This window comes from Orlajensenia leifsoniae (assembly GCF_004570845.1).
GTDB classification, from domain to species: domain Bacteria; phylum Actinomycetota; class Actinomycetes; order Actinomycetales; family Microbacteriaceae; genus Orlajensenia; species Orlajensenia leifsoniae.
On record NZ_SPQZ01000010.1, the window covers coordinates 39,674 to 58,959 of the forward strand.

Consider the following 19,286-nt stretch of genomic DNA (forward strand, 5'->3'; position numbering starts at 1 on the left):
GGAATGCCGCGAATTCCCGGCGTGCGGGGGCGGCTCAAGAATACCCCGGTGCTCGGACAGAAGAAGGTGCTGCTCGCTGCACCCCGCGGATACTGCGCCGGTGTCGACCGCGCCGTCATCGCTGTGGAGAAGGCGCTCGAGCACTACGGCGCCCCCGTGTACGTGCGCAAGCAGATCGTGCACAACATCCACGTGGTGACCGAACTCGAGAAGAAGGGCGCGATCTTCGTGGAGGAGGTCGACGAGGTGCCCTCGGGCGCGCACGTCGTCTTCAGCGCTCACGGCGTCTCGCCGGCCGTCGTCAACGCTGCAGCCGATCGCGGGCTCCTGGCCATCGATGCCACCTGCCCGCTCGTCACCAAGGTGCACCGCGAGGCGGTGCGCTTCGCCCGCGACGACTTCGAGATCCTGCTGATCGGCCACGAGGGTCATGAAGAGGTCGAGGGCACGGCCGGCGAGGCACCGGACCACGTCACCATCGTCAACAGCCCGGCCGACGTCGACGACCTCGTCGTGCAGGACCCCGACAAGGTGGTGTGGCTCTCGCAGACCACGCTCTCGGTCGACGAGACGATGGAGACCGTGCGCCGACTGCGGGAGAAGTTCCCGAACCTGCAGGATCCGCCGTCGGACGACATCTGCTACGCGACGCAGAACCGCCAGGTGGCCATCAAGAAGGTCGCCGCGGACGCCGAACTCGTCATCGTCGTCGGCTCGGCGAACAGCTCCAACAGCGTGCGCCTCGTCGAGGTCGCCCTCGAGTACGGCGCCAGCGCGGCCTACCGTGTCGACTACTCCAGCGAGATCAAGCAGGAGTGGCTCGATGGCGTGGCGACGGTCGGTGTCACCAGCGGTGCATCGGTTCCCGAGGAACTCGTCGAAGAGGTGCTGCGCGATCTCGCCGACGCCGGCTACGGAGACATCGAGGTCGTGAAGACGGCCGAGGAGGACCTCATGTTCTCCCTGCCCAAGGAACTCCGCAAGGACCTCCAGGGCAAGCAGGACGAGCGGGCGCTCGGCGGGCGCGTTTCCTCCTAGCCGGGGCGCGCCGCCTCCTCGGTGAGGAGGCGACGCCGCCGTGCCAGTCGACGCTGCCAGTCGACGCTGCTTACTGTGTGTTCGACAGCTCGGCGAAGTGGTTGAGCAGGGTGGCATCCGTCAGCAGCACCGTCGTCATCACGAAGATGACGGCGATCGCCGAGAGAACGCCGACCACGATCGGAATCCAGAAGGCCCGGCGCCTGCGGCGGATCTGCAGCAGCGAGAGCCCGGCGGCGAGCAGCCAGAGGATGATCTGCACGACGCCGCCGATCATCACGATCGTCGACACAGCGGAGACCGGCGTGTAGGCGCCGATGCCCTCCTGCTCGTGGATGATCGCGATCGACTGCGTGATGCCCGACTGCAGCTGGATCGAGAGGATGACGCCGAAGATCCCGAGAACGAGCAGCGCGAGCGTCACCGGGCGGTCCCAGGCGGGGGCAGCCTGCGCATCGGCCGGAAGAGCCGATGCCGCTCCGGGAGCAGGCGGCGTCTCGGCCCCGAACAGGGTGCCGGACGGGGCTTTCTGCTTCGGTGCCCTGGCGGCCTTCTGAGCCTTGGGGTCCTTCGGCGGAGTCTGCGGGGCGTTCTGCCCGTGCGCGGGCTTGTGAACGACCATCGGCTCCTGCTGGTGGCCGGTCTTCGAGTCGGCGGGAGGGGTCCACACCCAGCCGGGAGGGGCGAGCTCGCCGAACTGAGGCTTCGGTCGCGTGTCGACGGGCGGGGCCGGCGTCTTCTGGGGTGCGGATGCCGCGCTCTCGGGCGCGGCGGCGGGCTGCGAACCCGACCCTTCCACAGGGTCCGGAGTCGGGTTCTCAGCCATCAGCGACCTACGCCGAGTGCCCGGCGGAGCCGAGCTGCTTGGTGGACTCGACGACGCGAGCAGCCATGGCGGACTCGGCGACCTTGCCCCAGGCGCGGGGGTCGTAGAGCTTCTTGTTCCCGACCTCGCCGTCGACCTTGAGCACGCCGTCGTAGTTCTTCAGCATGTAGTCGGCGATGGCACGGGTGAACGCGTACTGGGTGTCGGTGTCGATGTTCATCTTCACGACGCCGTTGGCGACGGCTGCGGCGATCTCGGCATCCGTCGAGCCCGATCCGCCGTGGAAGACGAGGTCGAGCGGCTTGGGTCCTGTGCCGAACTTCTCGGCGATGCCGGCCTGGATCTCGCCGAGCAGCTCGGGACGCAGCTTCACTCCGCCGGGCTTGTAGACGCCGTGCACGTTTCCGAAGGTCAGGGCGGCGATGTACCGGCCGTTCTCGCCGAGACCGAGGGCCTCGACGGCCTTCGTGACGTCGCCGACCGTCGTGTAGAGAGCCTCGTTGCTGCCCTCGTGCTCCACGCCGTCCTCCTCGCCGCCGACGACGCCGATCTCGACCTCGAGGATGGCGTTGATGGCCTGGGTGCGATTGAGCATGTCCTGCGCGATCTCGATGTTCTCATCGAGGGGAACGGCCGAGCCGTCCCACATGTGCGACTGGAAGATGGGGTTGCGGCCCGCCTTCACCTCCTCCTCGGAGGCTGCGATGAGCGGCAGCACGAAGTCGTCGAGAGCGTTCTTGGGGCAGTGGTCCGTGTGCAGGGCGACGGTGATCGGGTAGTTCTTGGCGACCTCGGTGGCGAACTTCGCGAAGGCGAGCGCTCCGGCAGCGCGGTTCTTGACGGTGTGGCCCGCGAAGTAGTCGGCTCCACCCGTGGTGACCTGGATGATTCCGTCGGATCCAGCCTCGGTGAGGCCCTGGAGCACGGCGTGGATGGTCTGCGACGACGAGACGTTGAAGGCGGGGTAGGCGAATCCGCCGGCCTTGGCCTTGTTCAGCATCTCGGCGTACTGCTCGGGTGTTGCGACGGGCATGGCGACTCCTTCGGGAATGTCTGCGGGGTGTTCTCGAAGTCTATCCAGTCGCCGCGAGGGTGGCTGTCGGGCTGTGGCAGGCGGATGCCGCCGCGACGTCGCCCGGTGTGCGGCCGGATGCCGGCCCGATGCGTGGTCGGATGCCGGCCCGATGTGAGTCCGGAGTCCGAGAGTATGGACCCATGACCGTCATCACCCCGGCACTCGAGCAGGCCTTCGTCGATGCGACCCGGGTGGCCGCCCGCGCCGTGCATCCGCTGGTCGGATCCGGCGACAAGGACGCCGTCGACTCTGCGGCCGTCGTCGCGCTGCGCGGCGCCCTCGACGGAGTCGACGTCGATGGGCGCGTCGTGGTGGGCGAGGGCGAGAAGGATGCGGCTCCGATGCTCTTCGTGGGGGAGATGTTCGGTGCGGCACCTGCGGCTGTGGCAGACGCGTCCGCGGCATCCGTTGCCGCCGTAGACATCGCGGTCGACCCCGTCGACGGAACCCGCTCGGCCGCAGCTGGAGTCCCCGGAGCCATCGTCGTGCTCGCCGTCGCCCCACGCGGCGCGCTGCTCGACCTCGGCCCCGCCTACTACCTGCAGAAGCTGGTGTCGTGGGTTCCGGATGCCGCACGCTCGCTCGACGAGCCCGTCGCCATCACCCTCGAGCGCCTCTCAGTACGCACGGGCCGCCCCATCTCCGGCCTGACGGTGGCCGTGCAGGAGCGACCGCGGAACGCCGCGTTCGCGGCGGATGCCGCAGCCGCCGGCGCCCGCGTGGAGCTGTTCGCCGACGGAGACGTCGAGCGCGCCTTCCGAGGACTGCTGCCCGGAGGCGACATCGATCTGCTGCTCGGAATCGGCGGTGCCCCCGAGGGCGTCATCACCGCCGCGGCCGCCCGCATGCTCGGCGGCACGATGCTCGCCCGCTTCGCTCCGCAGAGCTCGTCGGAGGCGGAGCGTCTCAGTGCGGCCGGTCTCGACTCCGGTCGCACCTACGATCGCGATGAGCTGTGCTCCGCCGACGCATTCGTGGTCGTCAGCTCGGTCACCGGCATCGACCTGGGCGAGGGTGCCCGACTCGTGCCGGTGTCGTCCGCGGGCGTCGTGCACACCTGGACGCTCGGCGCCGACGGTACGACGGTGTCGCTGGGCTGACGGCATCCGTGGCCGCGTCGATATTCACGCTTGGTAGTGCCGTCTTCGTGCTCAGTTTGGGATCAAACGTTAACATCGGGCGATCTTTCGGCGACGGCTCGAGTTTTCGCCCGCTGGCCGATGAGGCCGGTGGCTAGGCTCGAAGAGGCGGTGACCTGCCGGTCGACCGCGGTCCGATGACGGGCCTTCAGCTTCGATGCGTCCGGGAGGACCCATGAGCACCACGGAAACCGCCAGCCTCGATCAGCACCCCGATCGCAACCTCGCCCTCGAACTCGTGCGGGCCACGGAGGCCGCATCGATCCGAGCCGTGCCGTGGATCGGCCGCGGCGAGAAGAACAGCGCCGACAAGGCCGCCGTCGACGCGATGCGCGCCTTCCTCGCCACCGTCAACTTCGACGGCCTCATCGTGATCGGCGAGGGCGAGAAGGACGAGGCGCCCATGCTCTTCAACGGCGAGCACGTCGGCAACGGCCGAGGCCCGGCCTGCGACATCGCCGTCGACCCGATCGACGGCACCAGCCTCACGGCCGCGGGTCGGCAGAACGCCCTCTCGGTCATCGCCGTCTCCGACCGGGGGACCATGCTCGACGCGTCATCCGTCTTCTACATGGACAAGATCGTCACGAACGCTGCCGGCGCCGGCGTCATCGACATCGAGCGCCCGATCGGCGACAACATCCGCGCGTTCGCGAAGGCGATCGGCAAGGACGTCGGCGAACTGCGCGTCGCCGTGCTCGATCGCCCGCGCCACGAGGGGCTCATCGCCGACATCCGTGCCGCTGGAGCCGGCACTCGCCTCATGCTCGACGGCGACGTCGCCGGCGGCATCAACGCCGCCCGCTACGAGTCGCGCATCGACATGTGCGTGGGCATCGGCGGCAGCCCCGAGGGCATCACGACGGCCGCGGCCATCAAGGCGCTCGGCGGATTCATGCAGACCAGGCTCGCCCCGCGCAACGACGAGGAGCGCGAGAAGGGCATCGCGGCCGGTCTCGACATGGACCGCACCTATGAGGCCGACGACCTGGTCGCCGGCAACAACACCATCTTCGTGGCCACGGGCGTGACCGACGGCGGCCTCGTCGCGGGCGTCAGCCGTCGTGGACCGACCCTGCGCACCGAATCGATCGTGCTGCGGTCGCACTCCGGCACGATCCGCCGTATCGTGGCCGACCACCTCGCCTCGAAGTGGCACTAGCGGGCGCATCGGTGTCCGTTCATCACTGCCGCAGGTCGGTGGCTCTGTGTAGCGTGGAGGCGTAGCGCTCGCACTCAGCGCACACCACGCTCGACGGGGGAACCGACATGGCGACGACGGATGCCGCGACGCGTCTTCCGCGCGCGCTGAAGCCCTTCGCCGATGGCCAGTACAGACTGCTCATCGTCGCGCTCACCTTCTCGCTGTTCAGCGGCGGGTGCTGGCTCGTGGCCTCGGTCTGGCAGGTGGTGCAGCTCGGCGGCAGCCCCGTCGACCTGTCGCTCGTCGCCGTCGGCGCGAGCGTGGGCCTGGTGCTGGCCGTCCTGTTCGGCGGGGTCGCAGCCGACCGCATCCCGCAGCGTCGCATCCTGCTCGCGTGCGAGAGCCTGCGCGGACTGGCCTTCGCGACAGCCGCCGTCCTCGCTCTCACCGGCACCATCGAGGTCTGGCATCTCGCCGTCATCGCCTTCGTGCTGGGAGTGGCCGACGGGTTCTTCTACCCGGCCTACTCCGCCTGGCTGCCCGCGATCATCCCGGCCGACCAGCTGCTCGCTGCCAACGGCATCGAGGGCGTGCTGCGGCCGGCCGTGATGAATGCAGCAGGGCCCGCCGTGGCCAGTGGGCTCATCGCCATCTTCGCCCCGGGCCTGGCCTTCCTCGTGATCGCCGTGCTGCAGGTCGGCGCGGCCATCTCGTTGTACCTCATGCGCACGACTGCCGTGCGGCGCGACCTCGACGGTGAAGGAGGCGGCGAACGCAGGCACCTTCTCGTCGAGACCTTCCTCGACCTGCGGTCCGGCTTCAGCTACATGGTGAAGACGCGCTGGCTGTTCGCCACCCTCATGTTCTCCATTCTGCTGATCCTGGTGATCATGGGACCGATCGAGGTGCTGCTGCCGTTCGCCGTGAAAGACCAGACCGGCGGGGGCGCGGGTGCGTTCGCACTGGCTCTCGCGGCCTTCGGCGTCGGCGGTGCCATCGGTTCGCTGACCGTCGCCTCCCTGAAGCTTCCGCGCCGCTACCTCACACTGATGATCCTCGGCTGGGGAGTCGGGTGCGCCCCACTCGCCGTCATCGGCTACACCAGCCAGCTCTGGGTCATGGTGATCGCCCTGCTCATCACGGGCTTCCTGTTCTCCGGCGCCAGCGTGGTCTGGGGCACCCTGCTGCAGCGGCGGGTTCCGCCGTCGATGCTCGGCCGTGTCTCCAGCCTCGACTTCTTCGTCTCGCTCGCCTTCATGCCCATCTCGATGGCGATCGCCGGACCCATCGGCGAGGCCATCGGCATCGCCCCGGCCTTCCTGTTCGCAGGCCTCGTGCCGGTCGGTCTGGCGTTGGCCACGCTGCTCATCGCGCGGCTCGGGCCCGACGAGTTGGCGCATCCGTTGGACGACCTGCCCCCGGACGCCGACGGCGGAGATGAAGCCGTGACGGGTGCCGGTGCTGCGGCCGGATTCGACGCACCCTCCGATGAGGAGGCCGGACGTGAACGGCGGGCTGGCGGCTGACGCACACCTGGTCGCTGAGATCCTCAGCGCAGCCGAGGGCGCCGCGCTCAGCACGGGTTCCCCTCGCATCGGGCCGGAACACCTGCTGATCGGGTGCCTCACCACGGCGGATCCGTCTGCCAGGGCCGCGGTCGCCGCCGACGGGATCGACGACCGGGCGGTGCGTGCAGCGTTGGCGCGCGTTCTGGATCGAGCCGTGTTGACGGGCGCGGCTCCGGCTGCGACCTCTGCCTCGAACGATGCCGCTGATCCCGACGTACTCCTCGCGGGAAGTCCGCCGCTCGCGGAAGACGGCTCCGAGGTACTGCGTCGAGCGCGCGTGCTGTCTCGGATGCACCGACCGCGCGGCCTCCAGTCAGCCGACGTGCTCGTGGCTGTAGCGGAGCTGGAGGACGGCACCGCTCGTGCTGTGCTCGACGAACTGAGCGTCGATCGGCAGCGGCTGTTCGACTTCCGCGACTGGGCCGCCGGGCGCTGACCGCCGACGCTGGAGCTGGGGTCGAGGCCGGAGTCGAGGCCGGCGCCGGAGCGCAGGACGCCGGCCTCGTGCTGCCCGTCAGATCGAGCGGATCTCCTCGTCGATCTCGGCGAGCTGCTCGGTGACGCGGGCTGCCTCGAGTTCGCCGACGAGCTCGAACGCCGTCAGTTCGCGGGGGCTTTCCTCGATGGGGGTGAGAGGTGCGAAGACCTTCGTCTCGTCGAGCGCACCGAGCTTGCGGGCCGTCGGAAGCACGCGGCTCTCGAGCGAACCGACGAAGGTGTTGTAGTCCTTGACCGTGCGCTCGATGGTGCGGCCCAGCTTCTCGATCTGGGTGGCCGTGGTCGAGAGCCTGGAGTACAGCTCGCGGCTGAGGTCGAAGAGGGTCTTCGCCTCGTTCGTCAGCACGTCCTGCTGCCAGCTGAACGCGACGGTCTTGAGCACGGACCAGAGCGTGACCGGGGAGGCCAGCGCGACGCGCTTGCTGAAGGCGAACTCCATGATCGACGGGTCTGCTTCGAGGGCGCTCGAGACCAGCGATTCACTGGGGATGAACGCGATCACCAGTTCGGGCGAGGACTCGAGGCCGTTCCAGTAGGTCTTGCTGCCGAGTGTGGTGATGTGGTCGCGCACGGCCTTGACGTGGTCTTTGAGCTTGGCCTCGCGCTGCGCTCCCTCGGCGCCGGTCGCTGTCGCGGGGATCTGGCTGGCCTCGAGGTAAGCGTTGAACGGCACCTTGGCGTCGACGGCGATGTTCTTGCCGCCGGGCAGGTGGATGACCATGTCGGGCCGGCCGGCGCCGGCATCCGTCGAGATGCTCGCCTGGGTGTCGAAGTCGACCCGCTCGATGAGGCCGGCCGCCTCGACGACGCTGCGCAGTTGGGTCTCGCCCCAGACGCCGCGCGTGCTGTTGGACCGCAGCGCGGATGCGAGGGTCTCGGCGGTGGAGCGGAGGCGCTCCTCGGACTCGCTCGCCTGGCGCAGCTGCTGCGACAGCTCGCCGTGCTGCAGGCTGCGCTGGGTCTCGAGCTCGGTGACCTTGAGCTGCATCTCGGACAACGTCTGCTTGACCGGGGCGAGGGCCTGGAGGACCTTGCTCTCGGCCTTCTCGCGGTCTTCGCGGGCCTGCTGCTCTGTGCGGTGCTGCTCGACGACCTCGCGGTACTGCGACTGCGCTGCGCCGATCTGCTCGCGCAGACCCATCACCGTCGCGTCCATGGCGGCGAGCTGGGCGCGCAACTCTGACTGCACGGCGTGCTCGGAGGAACGGATCTCGGCCTGCACGGCCAACTCGGCCGCGCGCACCTCGGCCAGCTGCGCCTGGTGACGCATCTCGACGACGGCGGGGTCCTCGACGATCACGCCGGACTGCGCGGCAGCCTCACGGGCCGCCGCAGCGCGGCGCTGCAGCAGGAACGCCGTCGCGAGGGCGCCGAGCGCGATGCCGACGACGAGGCCGATGATCAGTCCGAGGATGTCCATGGCTCCAGTGTCGCCTGCCCCGCCGACACTCTGCGTTCGCCGGCCCGCGAGCCGCGGCATCCGCTGCCGCGAAGCCTGCGAGAACAGGCCGAAGCGGTGAAAACAGGTCGAATCGGCCTGTTCCGGAGCGGGTCGTGCGATCGGGCCTGTTTCCAGGCGCGCGCACGTCGCGTGCGGCTGAAACGAGCGTCGAGCTACGCCAGCGCCATCGGGCCGTGCGTCGCTGCCTTCGCGGCCGTGGCGACGGGGCCGATGGCGCCGAACCTGACGCCGACCACCTTCGCGAGGGCGTCCATGTCGTCGACTCCGTGGCGTGCGGCCGCGTCGATCATGATGTGCGCGCACGCCTCGGCGTCGGCCAGGGCGTCGTGGTGCGTGAAGCCCTCGAAGCCCGCGGCCATCGCGGCCACAGGCAGGCGGTACGAGTCGAGCGAGTAGGTCTTGCGTGCCACCTGCAGGCTGCAGAGGTAGCGGAAGTCGGGCACAGCGGAACCAACGAACGTGGACGCGGCCTTGATGACGCCCATGTCGAAGCCGGCGTTGTGCGCCACGAGCACGTCGCCCTCGGCGAAGGCGAGCAGGTCGGGGAGCTGGTCGCCCCACTCGAACGCGTCGGCGCACTGCTCGGGCTGGATGCCGTGGATGCGGATGTTCCACTCGTTGAACTCGTCGTGGGGGAACGGCGGGCGGATGAACCAGCCCACGCGTTCGACGACCTTGCCGTCGCGCACCTTGGTCATGCCGACGGAGCACGCCGAGACGTTCGATCCGTTGGCGGTCTCGAAGTCGATCGCGGTGAAGTTCACTGGCACCCTGCCATCGTTACACGCTCCGCCGACACGGCCAGCACCGGCGGCGGCCTGTCGGCAGGAGCCTGCCCGAGACTGATGCCGCAGACGGATGCCGCCGAGGGAATGGCCGGCTGCGGCATCCGTCACCCGTCGTTCAGACTGATGTCAGCGGGCGGTCGTAGGGTGATCGCACCCGGTCTCCCGGCCCCGCCGGAAGAAGGGGAGAGACAGGAGCTGCAGTGCATCCAGACCACGGTGATCGCCTCATCGAGACCCTGTTCCTCGACCTCGACGGAACGATGCTCGACTGGAGTCGGCTGCGCGAGGCCATCAGGTCCACCTGCGAGGGGCTGTCCGCGGCGCACCCCCGGCTCGACGCACTCGAGATCGAGAAGGTCAACGATTCCGTCTGGGACACGTACTGGCCCGAGATCGAGCTCGACTGGTATCGCGGCGATCTCGACAACGACGAGCTCGGACTCGAGGCCTGGCGGCGCACCTTCGAGCAGTTCGGGCTGCACGACGCCGAGCTGTTGCAGGCGACGACGGATGCCTATCACCGGGCCGAGCGCGGCGGGCACACCCTGTTCGACGACGTCGTCGACACCCTCGCCGAGGCGCGCGCGGCCGGCATCACGCTCGCCGTCGTGACCAACGGACCCACCGGGGCGCAGCGCGCGAAGCTCGAGGCCCTCGGCATCGAGAACAGCTTCGACGCCGTCTTCGTCTCGGGCGAAGTCGGAGCGGCCAAGCCCGACCGCGCCATCTTCGACCACGCGCTGGCCGAGCTCGACGCAGACCCAGCCACCGCCTGGCACGTGGGCGACCTGCTCGACAAAGACGTGGCCGGGGCTCAGGCCGCCGGCATCCGGGGCATCTGGCTCAACCGGCTCGACGAGACGGCGGGTGCGACGGATGCCGTTCCCGACCTCGAGATCACCTCGTTGCGCGAACTGCTGCCCGCCCTGCAGCTGCCTGCCCGCAGCGGAGCACGCTCGTGAACGCGCTGCCCGGCCCGGTCGATGCGTTCTTCGAAGCGACGAACGCCGGCGACGTCGATCGTTTCGTCGAAGCCTTCGCGGCCGACGGTGTGATCGACGACTGGGGGCGCACCTTCGCAGGCCACGACGGCGTTCGCCAGTGGACCCAGGGCGAGTCCATCGGCGTCGAGCAGACCTTCGAGGTCACGAGCTTCCGCATCGAGGGACGCACGGTGGTGGTGATGGCCGACGTCGGCGGCAACGGCTTCACCGGCCCATCGACGTTCACGTTCGACCTCACCGATGACGGCTCCGCCATCGAGCGGATGGTCATCACGGCGTAGCGGCCCTGGCGGGCGCATCCGCTCCCGGAACCCGCGTGCACCCGCGACCGGTACGATTGACCCCCGTGGCTCTTACAATCGGCATCGTCGGCCTGCCCAACGTCGGCAAGTCAACCCTCTTCAACGCACTGACCAAGAATCAGGTGCTCGCGGCGAACTACCCGTTCGCCACGATCGAGCCGAACGTCGGGGTCGTGAACCTGCCCGATCCGCGCCTCGAGACCCTCGCCGGCATCTTCAGCAGCGAGCGCATCCTGCCCGCCCCGGTCTCCTTCGTCGACATCGCCGGCATCGTGCGCGGTGCATCGGAGGGTGAGGGCCTCGGCAACAAGTTCCTCGCGAACATCCGCGAGGCCGACGCCATCGCCCAGGTCGTGCGTGGCTTCACCGATGACGACGTGGTGCACGTCGAGGGCAAGGTCGACCCCAAGTCCGACATGGAGACCATCAACACCGAGCTCATCCTCGCCGACATGGAGACCCTCGAGAAGGCCATCCCGCGGTTCGAGAAGGAGCTGAAGACCAAGAAGATCGGCTCCGACGTTCTCGCTGCAGCGCAGGAGGCACTCGCCGAGCTGCAGAAGGGCACGCCGCTCTCGGCCTCGAAGGTCGACATCACTCCCATCAAGGAGCTCGGCCTGCTCACAGCCAAGCCCTTCATCTACGTCTTCAACGTCGACGAGGCCGTGCTGACGGATGCCGCCAAGCGCGCCGAGCTCGAGGCCCTCGTCGCTCCTGCCCAGGCCGTCCTCCTCGACGCGAAGATCGAGTCGGAGTTGATCGACCTCGACCCGGCCGACGCTGCAGAGCTCCTCGCGTCGACGGGTCAGGACGAGTCGGGCCTCGACCAGCTCGCCCGCATCGGATTCGCCACGCTCGGCCTGCAGACCTACCTCACGGCTGGTCCCAAGGAGACCCGCGCCTGGACGATCCCGACCGGTGCGAAGGCGCCCCAGGCTGCGGGCGTCATCCACACGGACTTCGAGCGCGGCTTCATCAAGGCCGAGGTCATCTCCTTCGACGACCTCGTGGCGACGGGTTCCATCGCGGAGGCCCGTTCGCACGGCAAGGCCCGCATCGAGGGCAAGGACTACGTCATGCAGGACGGCGACGTGGTGGAGTTCCGCTTCAACGTGTAGCAGGCACTGCATCGGCGGTGTCGGCGATGCACGGCATCCGTCAGGAGAAGTGGAAGGTCGCCGGAGGGCCGTCGTCGCTGCGTTCCACGCCGCAGAGAGCGCATTCGTGGTACGCCAGACCCGTCTCCTCCTGGTGCCGCAGGACCCACTTGTGCAGGCCGAACCTGCAGCGGAGAGCCTTCGTCGACGCCATGGTGCCCTCCCACTCTCGTACGGTGCGCCCCGATGCTGAGGCGCGCCCGGTGATGGGCTCTGTCGCCATGGTATTCCGACCGAGGGGCACCTGAGGGTCGGCATCCGAAAGTCACCGAGCAGGATCGGAGAAGCCCGCACCCGACCATCGCAGTACCGTGGGGTCATTCGCACACCAGGAGGACCCATGCCGTACGCCGTCGACTTCGTGAACGTCTCCACGGAGGGCCTCGAGTCCTCTCCGGTCACGGATGCCCTCGCCGGCCTCCGTGCCAACGAGGCGCGGTACTACAAGAACAAGTTCGACCACACGTTCACCGTCGAGACCGCCGAGGAGAACCCGGCCGCACTCGAGCGCGTGACACGCATCCTGAAGGAGGAGCGCGATATCGTCATCGCCTCCCGTCCGCTGGAGGTCACCGATTTCGAGGTCGACGGCACTCGGATGACCTACGTCTTCTACGAGTCCGGCCTCTCGATCAACGTCATGTACGGCTTGGAGGAGGGCGGGAAGCGCGCCGTCGGGTTCAAGCTGTCGGATGGGATGGAGATCCCGGAGGAGCTGGCCGAGCGATTCAAGTTCGCCCGCCAGAAGTCGAAACTGGCCGGCACCATCCGCGGCTCCTTCTTCGTGATCAAGGGCGAGTACTGAACTCGACCTGCGCACAATTCAGGCTCGATCTGCGCACAATTCAGGCTCGATTGCGTTCGGTAGGCGTGTCTGCACACGACTCGCCCTGCTGAAGGCGATCGAGCCTGAATTGCGCCGGCCGCCGTCGGAGATCAGGACGGACGACCGGCGTTCAACGTCTTCGTCGATCGCAGCTCCCGAAGTTCGTCGCGCGCCCGTGCAAGACTCGCGGCAGACGCGACATATTCAGGGTGTGAGGATCGCCAGCACCGCAGCAGACGCCGACGTGACCGAGGGAGTGGGAATGCCCGAGAGCGCCGACCCGCCCCGTGAGGGCGCTGCGGCGAGCCACGACGTCGCGTGGTTCACCGAGGTCGTGCGCGAGCACTCCACCGCCCTCGTGCGCTACTTCGCCCGCCGCGGGCCACGACAGGACGCCGAGGACCTCGCCGCCGAGGTGTTCGCCACGGCCTGGCGCCGCCGCGGCGACGTGCCCGTCGACGCCGTGCTGCCGTGGCTGTACCGCACCGCCGGATTCACCCTCGCCAATCACCGCCGCAAGACGATCGACCTCCCGGTCGACGAGGTGCCCGAGACCGGCACAGTTCGCGTGAGCGAGGACCCGGAGCTGAGTGCCCTGTTCGACGCCGAGCTGCGGGGAGCGCTGGCGACGGTGGGGGAGCGCGATCGCCACATCCTGTTGCTGCACGCCTGGGAGGGCCTCGACGGCGAGGAGCTCGCCGCGGTTCTCGGCATCTCGCGGTCGGGGGCGGATGCCGCTCTCTCCCGTGCCCGCAAGCGCCTGCGTGAGGCGTGGGGCGAGCGGATGTCGTTCTAGACGTCCGTGCAAGGTTCGGCGCCCTCTGCACATAGGTATCAGTAGGCGCACGCACGAAAGGCTGAAGCGACATGAGCGATGACAACGGGCTCGACCGGGACAAGGATCTCGACCGGGACAACGGAACCGGCGGAGACAGCGGACTCGACCCCGAGGCGCGACTGCGCGCCGCCGATCCCGCTGCAGAGGTAGAACCTCGCCCGGGATTCGCGGACGAGGTCATCGCGGCGTCGACTGGGATCGCACCCGACTTCGAGGCGGCCACGGACGTTCCGGCGGGGGAGCCGGCGCCCGTGACCGACCTCGGCACCGAGCGGAGGCGGCGTCGCCCGCGGTGGATTCCGATCGCGGCGGTCGCCGCATCGATCGCGATCTTCGGTGCCGCCGGGTACGCCGTCGGTGCCTCGACTGGGGGAACGTCGACTCTCGCGGACGGCGCTGCACCCCCCATCTCCCTGCAGGGGATGTCGCAGGGAGTGCCGGAGGGTGCCGCTGCAGATTCCGGCGCGGCGCCGAGCGTCCCGTCTGCGGGGGCTGGAGCCGACAGTCGCAAGATGGCCGCCGGCTCGGCCGCCGACATGATGTATCCGTCGGGGTTCGGGCGCAACGACTTCACGTCGTCGGGCCTGTCGACCTCGGGTGGATCGGCGCCGGGCTACACCTTCGATGCTCGCGCGGCGTCGAATGTCGAGACCGTGTCGGCTCTGGCCGCAGCGTTCGGTCTCGAGGGCGTGCCGGAGCTGAAGGACGGCATCTGGTTCGTCGGCAGTCAGGACGGGACCGCCCCGCAACTCACGGTGTCGCTCGACGGCACGCTCTCGTTCTCGTACTCGAACCCGGTCATCAACCCCTGGAACTGCAAGGACACAGACGAGACCGGGGCCTGCGTTCCGTCGGGCGACGGCACCGTCCCGGGGGAGGAAGCCGCCATCGAATCCATGCGCTCCGTGATCGCGGCGACCGGGCGAGACCCGGAGGCGTACCAGTACAGCTCGGAGACCTGGGAGGGCGCTCTCACCCGTACCGCCCAGGCCTGGCCCGTCATCGATGGTCAGCGCGTCGACCAGCCGTGGACCCTGGAGCTGGCGACCGAGGGCATCGTCAACTCCTACGGTGGGCTGGCGCCGATCGTTCCCCTGGGCGACTACGAGGTCGTCAGTGAGCAGGAGGCGTTCGAGCGGCTCTCCGACCCGCGCTTCGGCGCCCAGATGACGAACCTCCCGATCGCGTTGCGCACGACCGCCGACGCCGCCGCAGGCGACGCCCCGGCCGAGTGGGTGCCGCCCACTGAGCCGCCGGCGACACCCACGGCCGGAGCCGCGCTGTCGTGGCCGGTGAACCAGGTCGACATCGTGAGTGCCAGGCTCGGGCTCGCGAGCCAGTGGCAGCCCGACGGAAGCGTGGTCGTCGTGCCCGCCTACGAGCTCACGGATGCCGAGGGCGGCACCTGGTCGGTCATCGCCGTCGCCGACTCGATGCTCGACTTCGCCACGGAGTAGGGCGCCGGAGGGTGGCATCCGGTAGGCGGATGCCGCCCGTTCGGCATCCCGCAGATGGATGCGCCCGCTGTCCGGCATCCCTCAGGCGGATGCGCCCGCTGTCCGGCATCCCGCTGGCCGCATGTCGGCGGCATATGGGAGGCTGGCGTCATGCCCGAGTCACCGGAGGTGCAGGCGCTCGCCGAAGAACTCGGCGCGCGGTTGACCGGCCACGCGTTGACCGGGGTCGACGTGCTCGAGTTCCGCACCACGAAGACCCGTTCCCGTGCGCCGGAGTCGCTCGTCGGCGAACGTGTCACCGCGGTGACCCGCCACGGCAAGCTCCTCGATCTGGCCTTCGGGGCGCACCATCTCGTCGTGTCGCTCGGCAGACACGGCTGGGCCCGTTGGGGTGGGGCGGATGCCGCCATCGACGACGCTGCAGCGCCACCGAGCGGATCCGCGCCGGGAGCGGCAGCCGTGCCGACGGACGCACCCGCGCCGCCTCCCGCCCTGGTGACTCTCGCCTTCGACGACACGCCGGTGCTCGAGTTCACCGACGCCGGTGACTGGGTCTCGCTCGGTCTCTGGGTCGTCGACGACCCGGCCGAGGTGCCGGCCGTGGCGAAGCTCGGACCCGATCCGGCCGATCCGACGTTCACTCGCGAGGACTTCGACGGCGCCGTGGTCGGCCGCCGCAAGCAGGTGAAGGCGGTGCTGCAGGAGCAGGAGTCGTTGGCCGGCATCGGCAACGCCTACTCCGACGAGATCCTGCACGCCGCGAAGGTGTCTCCCGTCGTGCACGCGGCCAGCCTCGACGCCGACGCACTCGACCGCCTCTTCGACGCGACCGTCGCGACCATCACCGGCGCGATCTCCGACCGCCGGGGCGTGCCGATCGCGAAGCTGAAAGAGACCAAGGTCGCGGCCATGAGCGTGCACGGGCGAGCGGAGGAGACCTGCCCGGTGTGCGGCGGCACCATCCATGACTTCAGCTTCGCCAGCACGACGGCGCAGTACTGTCCGAACTGCCAGACCTGGGGCGAACTGCTGCCGCTGAAGTGACCGGCATCCGTCGCCCGAAGCATCGCGATCCGATGCCCGTGTTACAGATGAAAACCACTGTGACGGGCCGGAATGGGCGGCGCGACGACGTCGCGACACGCCCGCGCGTGGCAGATCGGCTCGAAAAGGGGCTTCGCGGTGGCGAAGTGCGGGTCGTACACTGCGAGGAGCGCCCGGTGTTCCCCTACGTCGCCGGCCGCTTGGGGAGGTTTCATCATCATGCGTTCACTCATGCGGATGAACGCCGTCGCAATCGCGGCGGCGGTCATCATCGGGTTCGGTGCGGTCGGTCCGGCAGTCGGTGCGGAGCTCGCGCCCGGCTCGTCGCAGAGTGCGGCGACGACGGATGCCGCCACCACGACCGAGTCCACCGGCGATGCGACGGCGCCGCCGACCGAGGCGCCCGCTGCGGATCCGGCGCCCGACGCCTCGACGAGCCCGCCGCCGCCGCCCGAGCCGTCGGCTGATCCGTCCGCCGAGCCGAGCACCGAGCCGACCGCCGAGCCCGAGCCCACGACCGAGCCCACGACCGAGCCGACAGTCGAGCCCGCCCCGGCTCCGTCCGCCGAGCCGACGACGGAGCCGTCCGCCGAGCCGACGCCCGAGCCGACAGCTCCCGTCCTCTCCGACGAGAAGACCAACGGACTCCTCGGCCGGGCAGCGCCGAAGGTGCAGACCGTCATCAAGCCGTTCGCGCCCGGAGCTCAGCGTCTCTCGGGAGCCGACCGCTACGAGACCGCCGTCTCCATCTCGCGGCGCTTCTCCCCGAACGTGCCCGTGGTCTACATCGCGACCGGAGCGACGTTCCCCGACGCCCTGTCCGCGGCCGCTACGGCTGCGGCGCAGGGTGGACCACTCCTCCTCACCCAGACCGCTGTCCTGCCCGAGGTCGTGCGGGCCGAGATCGTACGTCTCGCCCCTGCTCGCATCGTCGTGGCGGGTGGAGAGGCCGCCGTCAGCGCCGACGTCTACACGACGCTGAGCACCCTGACGCCCAGCATCGAACGCCTCGGCGGTGCCAGCCGTTACGAGACCAGTGAACTGCTCGTCGGCGGTGCGTTCAGGTCATCGCGGGAGGCGTTCATCGCCACTGGACGCGACTTCCCCGATGCCTTGGCCGCGTCCGCCGCTGCGGGAAAGCTCGGCGCACCCGTCTTCCTCATCGACGGCGTCCTGCCCGGGATGGGTCAGAGCACCTACACCCTCCTCGAGCGTCTCGGAGTGAAGACCGTGCGCATCGCAGGCGGCAGCGCTGCCGTAAGCGACTCGATTGAGAGCCAGGTGAGCTCTCGCGGGTACGCGATCAAGCGACACCAGGGACAGGACAGGTACCTCACGGCCGCGGCCATCAACGATGCCGTCTTCCGGACGAGCCCGGCACAGCCCCTGGCGAACGCCTTCATCGCCACGGGCGCCGACTTCGCCGACGCTCTCCCCGGAGCGGCCCTCGCCGGCGGCCTCCGGTCCCCGTTGTACATCACGCGCGCCGAGTGCATCCCGCAGCCGGCAGCCATCGCCATCAACGAGTTGCAGCCGGTCTCTCGCGTGATCCTCGGCGGAGAAGCCGTCGTCGGCAACGCCGTGTTGCAGAACACGGCCTGCGCTCAGGTGTGGGCGAAGCCCGCCTCCGGTCGGATCACCGGATCGTTCGGTCCCCGCGAGCCCATCTGCACGCCGGGCGGATGCTCGCAGTCCGTCCACCGCGGCACCGACATCGGCACCGGTTGCTGGGCGCCGATCTACGCGGCGTCCGGTGGTCGGGTCAGCTACGCGGAGCCGCTCGGCACCTACGGCAACTTCGTGAAGATCGCCCACGGCGACGGTATCGACACCGGCTATGCGCATATCGTCACGGGCGGAACCCTTGTCCGTGTGGGGCAGTACGTGGTCGCCGGCCAGCAGATCGCCTGGTCGGGTGCGACGGGAGCAGCCACGGGCTGCCACCTGCACTTCGAGGTGTACAAGAACGGCACCCAGATCGACGCCGTTCCGTTCATGGCGCTCCAGGGCATCAAGATCGGCTGAGGTCGTCATGACGGAACGCCGCCTCACGCTCGCCTGTCCACGCTGCGCGTCGACGGCGAACGTCGGCGTCGCCGTCGTGCCGACCATGGGGGACTCCGGTCTCGCCGTGGTCGACTACGACTGCCGGGCGGATGCCGCTACGACGACATCAGCGAGGCCGTCGACGCCGCCCTCGGCATCCGTCGCGACCTCGGCTGACGGGTTCCGTGACGCCGCGGTGACATGTTCCGGCGCGACGCACCTGCGCCGGAGTAGCCTCGGAATCACCCCGCACCGCCGCGGTCGCGGGCCGACGGGAGCATCATGAGCAACCACACCTATCGCGTCACCGAGATCGTCGGAACCTCCCCGGAGAGCACCGACACCGCCATCCGCAATGGCATCGCCCGTGCCGCCCAGACCCTGCGCAACATCGACTGGTTCGAGGTCGTCTCGACGCGGGGCGAGGTCGCAGACGGTGCCGTCGCGCACTTCCAGGTCACCCTCAAGGTCGGCTTCAGGCTCGAGGACTGACCGGCCGTGCCGGTGACGGATGCCGACCGCCGGGTGCTGGCCCGCGCGGTCGAGCTGGCACGCGAGGCGATCGACGCCGGTGACGAGCCCTTCGGCTCGGTGCTGACGGATGCCTCCGGCAGGACCCTGTTCGAGGATCGGAACCGCACCTCGGGTGGCGACGAGACCCTGCATCCGGAGTTCGAGATCGCTCGATGGGCCGCGAACAACCTCGCCCCCGACGAGCGGGCGCTGGCCGTCGTCTACACCTCGGGCGAGCACTGCCCGATGTGCTCGGCGGCGCATGCCTGGGTCGGGCTCGGTCGCATCGTGTATGCGGCATCCGCCGGCCAGATCAGCGGATGGCGCTCCGAGTGGGGTCTCGCGCCGAGCGCCGTGGCGGTGCTGCCCATCACGACCGTCGCGCCGGGTCTCCCGGTCGACGGCCCGGTCGAGCCGTTCGCCTCCGAGGTGAGGGAGCTCCTGCGGCGGGCGGCGCTCGGTTGACGCCGGCTGCCGGCTGTCGGCTGACGTCGGCTGACGTCAGCTGACGTCAGCTGATCCCGGCTGATCTCTGGTGAGCGCAACCCCCTCCCGGATGTC

The 19,286-nt window shown here is 69.3% G+C and carries 21 protein-coding genes; 16 read left to right on the forward strand and 5 right to left on the reverse strand.

All coding sequences use genetic code 11. The annotated features are described in order from the left end of the window. Nucleotides 1–3: 3 nt before the first annotated feature. The gene (locus E4M00_RS17385; RefSeq protein WP_135121784.1) at nucleotides 4–1,038 is read left to right on the forward strand and encodes a 4-hydroxy-3-methylbut-2-enyl diphosphate reductase; all 1,035 of its coding nucleotides are present in this window, start codon (nucleotides 4–6) and stop codon (nucleotides 1,036–1,038) included. 70 nt (nucleotides 1,039–1,108) lie between these two features. Here E4M00_RS17385 and E4M00_RS17390 read toward each other — a convergent pair whose 3' ends face one another. Together E4M00_RS17390 and fbaA are read right to left on the reverse strand one after the other, a co-directional pair. Continuing rightward, complete coding sequence (locus E4M00_RS17390) at nucleotides 1,109–1,864, reverse strand: DUF6264 family protein (protein ID WP_135121741.1); 756 nt, start codon at nucleotides 1,862–1,864, stop codon at nucleotides 1,109–1,111. 7 nt (nucleotides 1,865–1,871) lie between these two features. Beyond that, nucleotides 1,872–2,897, reverse strand: coding sequence for a class II fructose-bisphosphate aldolase (gene fbaA / locus E4M00_RS17395; RefSeq protein WP_135121742.1), 1,026 nt, complete (start codon nucleotides 2,895–2,897; stop codon nucleotides 1,872–1,874). Nucleotides 2,898–3,079: 182 nt separating this feature from the next. Between fbaA and E4M00_RS17400 the strand changes: the two genes are divergently transcribed. From E4M00_RS17400 to E4M00_RS17415, 4 genes are all read left to right on the forward strand, one after another. Next, entirely contained in the window at nucleotides 3,080–4,039 is a 960-nt protein-coding gene (locus tag E4M00_RS17400) for a fructose-bisphosphatase class II (RefSeq protein WP_167756952.1), read from the forward strand. Between the two features lie 214 nt (nucleotides 4,040–4,253). Next, a complete protein-coding gene (gene glpX / locus E4M00_RS17405; protein ID WP_055901320.1) occupies nucleotides 4,254–5,240 on the forward strand; it encodes a class II fructose-bisphosphatase in 987 nt (328 codons plus the stop codon). Nucleotides 5,241–5,347: 107 nt separating this feature from the next. Then, nucleotides 5,348–6,748 (forward strand): MFS transporter, encoded by a 1,401-nt coding sequence (locus tag E4M00_RS17410; protein ID WP_135121744.1) that lies wholly within the window; start codon nucleotides 5,348–5,350, stop codon nucleotides 6,746–6,748. After that, nucleotides 6,726–7,226 (forward strand): Clp protease N-terminal domain-containing protein, encoded by a 501-nt coding sequence (locus E4M00_RS17415; protein ID WP_167756953.1) that lies wholly within the window; start codon nucleotides 6,726–6,728, stop codon nucleotides 7,224–7,226. The genes E4M00_RS17410 and E4M00_RS17415 overlap by 23 nt, the downstream gene beginning before the upstream one ends. Nucleotides 7,227–7,304: 78 nt before the next feature. On the opposite strand, the gene E4M00_RS17420 is transcribed toward E4M00_RS17415, so the two are convergent. Continuing rightward, nucleotides 7,305–8,708 (reverse strand): DNA recombination protein RmuC, encoded by a 1,404-nt coding sequence (locus E4M00_RS17420; protein WP_135121746.1) that lies wholly within the window; start codon nucleotides 8,706–8,708, stop codon nucleotides 7,305–7,307. 194 nt (nucleotides 8,709–8,902) lie between these two features. Then, nucleotides 8,903–9,520 carry a 3'-5' exonuclease gene (locus E4M00_RS17425; protein ID WP_135121747.1) on the reverse strand — a complete coding sequence of 206 codons (618 nt, stop codon included), beginning with the start codon at nucleotides 9,518–9,520 and terminating at the stop codon, nucleotides 8,903–8,905. A 218-nt stretch (nucleotides 9,521–9,738) separates the two neighbouring features. Here E4M00_RS17425 and E4M00_RS17430 point away from each other — a divergent pair, with 218 nt between their 5' ends. The 3 genes from E4M00_RS17430 to ychF all read left to right on the forward strand — a co-directional run bounded on the left by E4M00_RS17430 (nucleotide 9,739) and on the right by ychF (nucleotide 11,962). Then, the gene (locus E4M00_RS17430; protein ID WP_135121748.1) at nucleotides 9,739–10,500 is read left to right on the forward strand and encodes an HAD family hydrolase; all 762 of its coding nucleotides are present in this window, start codon (nucleotides 9,739–9,741) and stop codon (nucleotides 10,498–10,500) included. Next, a complete protein-coding gene (locus tag E4M00_RS17435; protein WP_135121749.1) occupies nucleotides 10,497–10,823 on the forward strand; it encodes a nuclear transport factor 2 family protein in 327 nt (108 codons plus the stop codon). The genes E4M00_RS17430 and E4M00_RS17435 overlap by 4 nt, the downstream gene beginning before the upstream one ends. Nucleotides 10,824–10,888: 65 nt before the next feature. Further along, nucleotides 10,889–11,962 carry a redox-regulated ATPase YchF gene (gene ychF, locus E4M00_RS17440; protein ID WP_135121750.1) on the forward strand — a complete coding sequence of 358 codons (1,074 nt, stop codon included), beginning with the start codon at nucleotides 10,889–10,891 and terminating at the stop codon, nucleotides 11,960–11,962. 40 nt (nucleotides 11,963–12,002) lie between these two features. Here ychF and E4M00_RS17445 read toward each other — a convergent pair whose 3' ends face one another. Continuing rightward, the gene (locus tag E4M00_RS17445; protein WP_135121751.1) at nucleotides 12,003–12,224 is read right to left on the reverse strand and encodes a hypothetical protein; all 222 of its coding nucleotides are present in this window, start codon (nucleotides 12,222–12,224) and stop codon (nucleotides 12,003–12,005) included. A gap of 117 nt (nucleotides 12,225–12,341) precedes the next feature. Between E4M00_RS17445 and E4M00_RS17450 the strand changes: the two genes are divergently transcribed. The 8 genes from E4M00_RS17450 (at nucleotide 12,342) to E4M00_RS17485 (ending at nucleotide 19,190) form a co-directional block, all read left to right on the forward strand. Continuing rightward, nucleotides 12,342–12,806, forward strand: a complete 465-nt coding sequence (locus E4M00_RS17450; protein ID WP_135121752.1) for a DUF8821 family protein — start codon at nucleotides 12,342–12,344, stop codon at nucleotides 12,804–12,806. 232 nt (nucleotides 12,807–13,038) lie between these two features. Beyond that, on the forward strand, nucleotides 13,039–13,623 hold the full coding sequence (locus E4M00_RS17455) for an RNA polymerase sigma factor (protein ID WP_240037268.1): 585 nt from the start codon (nucleotides 13,039–13,041) through the stop codon (nucleotides 13,621–13,623). A gap of 71 nt (nucleotides 13,624–13,694) precedes the next feature. Then, on the forward strand, nucleotides 13,695–15,122 hold the full coding sequence (locus E4M00_RS17460) for a hypothetical protein (RefSeq protein WP_135121753.1): 1,428 nt from the start codon (nucleotides 13,695–13,697) through the stop codon (nucleotides 15,120–15,122). 150 nt (nucleotides 15,123–15,272) lie between these two features. Further along, complete coding sequence (locus E4M00_RS17465) at nucleotides 15,273–16,166, forward strand: DNA-formamidopyrimidine glycosylase family protein (RefSeq protein WP_135121754.1); 894 nt, start codon at nucleotides 15,273–15,275, stop codon at nucleotides 16,164–16,166. A 237-nt stretch (nucleotides 16,167–16,403) separates the two neighbouring features. After that, a complete protein-coding gene (locus E4M00_RS17470) occupies nucleotides 16,404–18,191 on the forward strand; it encodes a cell wall-binding repeat-containing protein (RefSeq protein ID WP_135121755.1) in 1,788 nt (595 codons plus the stop codon). A 7-nt stretch (nucleotides 18,192–18,198) separates the two neighbouring features. Beyond that, nucleotides 18,199–18,498, forward strand: a complete 300-nt coding sequence (locus E4M00_RS17475; RefSeq protein ID WP_135121756.1) for a hypothetical protein — start codon at nucleotides 18,199–18,201, stop codon at nucleotides 18,496–18,498. Beyond that, on the forward strand, nucleotides 18,495–18,704 hold the full coding sequence (locus E4M00_RS17480; protein WP_056167001.1) for a dodecin: 210 nt from the start codon (nucleotides 18,495–18,497) through the stop codon (nucleotides 18,702–18,704). The genes E4M00_RS17475 and E4M00_RS17480 overlap by 4 nt, the downstream gene beginning before the upstream one ends. Nucleotides 18,705–18,710: 6 nt before the next feature. After that, a complete protein-coding gene (locus E4M00_RS17485; RefSeq protein ID WP_135121757.1) occupies nucleotides 18,711–19,190 on the forward strand; it encodes a nucleoside deaminase in 480 nt (159 codons plus the stop codon). Nucleotides 19,191–19,286 lie beyond the last annotated feature (96 nt).

What these genes read in the sequence shown, in the direction of transcription:
- E4M00_RS17400 (WP_167756952.1), top strand. Translation starts at nt 3,080, where the DNA reads ATGACCGTCATCACCCCGGCACTCGAGCAGGCCTTCGTCGATGCGACC.
- E4M00_RS17470 (WP_135121755.1), top strand. Translation starts at nt 16,404, where the DNA reads ATGAACGCCGTCGCAATCGCGGCGGCGGTCATCATCGGGTTCGGTGCG.
- E4M00_RS17420 (WP_135121746.1), bottom strand. Translation starts at nt 8,708, where the DNA reads ATGGACATCCTCGGACTGATCATCGGCCTCGTCGTCGGCATCGCGCTC.
- E4M00_RS17445 (WP_135121751.1), bottom strand. Translation starts at nt 12,224, where the DNA reads ATGGCGACAGAGCCCATCACCGGGCGCGCCTCAGCATCGGGGCGCACC.
- E4M00_RS17465 (WP_135121754.1), top strand. Translation starts at nt 15,273, where the DNA reads ATGCCCGAGTCACCGGAGGTGCAGGCGCTCGCCGAAGAACTCGGCGCG.
- glpX (WP_055901320.1), top strand. Translation starts at nt 4,254, where the DNA reads ATGAGCACCACGGAAACCGCCAGCCTCGATCAGCACCCCGATCGCAAC.
- E4M00_RS17460 (WP_135121753.1), top strand. Translation starts at nt 13,695, where the DNA reads ATGAGCGATGACAACGGGCTCGACCGGGACAAGGATCTCGACCGGGAC.
- E4M00_RS17480 (WP_056167001.1), top strand. Translation starts at nt 18,495, where the DNA reads ATGAGCAACCACACCTATCGCGTCACCGAGATCGTCGGAACCTCCCCG.
- E4M00_RS17390 (WP_135121741.1), bottom strand. Translation starts at nt 1,864, where the DNA reads ATGGCTGAGAACCCGACTCCGGACCCTGTGGAAGGGTCGGGTTCGCAG.
- E4M00_RS17475 (WP_135121756.1), top strand. Translation starts at nt 18,199, where the DNA reads ATGACGGAACGCCGCCTCACGCTCGCCTGTCCACGCTGCGCGTCGACG.
- E4M00_RS17385 (WP_135121784.1), top strand. Translation starts at nt 4, where the DNA reads ATGCCGCGAATTCCCGGCGTGCGGGGGCGGCTCAAGAATACCCCGGTG.
- E4M00_RS17450 (WP_135121752.1), top strand. Translation starts at nt 12,342, where the DNA reads ATGCCGTACGCCGTCGACTTCGTGAACGTCTCCACGGAGGGCCTCGAG.
- E4M00_RS17410 (WP_135121744.1), top strand. Translation starts at nt 5,348, where the DNA reads ATGGCGACGACGGATGCCGCGACGCGTCTTCCGCGCGCGCTGAAGCCC.
- fbaA (WP_135121742.1), bottom strand. Translation starts at nt 2,897, where the DNA reads ATGCCCGTCGCAACACCCGAGCAGTACGCCGAGATGCTGAACAAGGCC.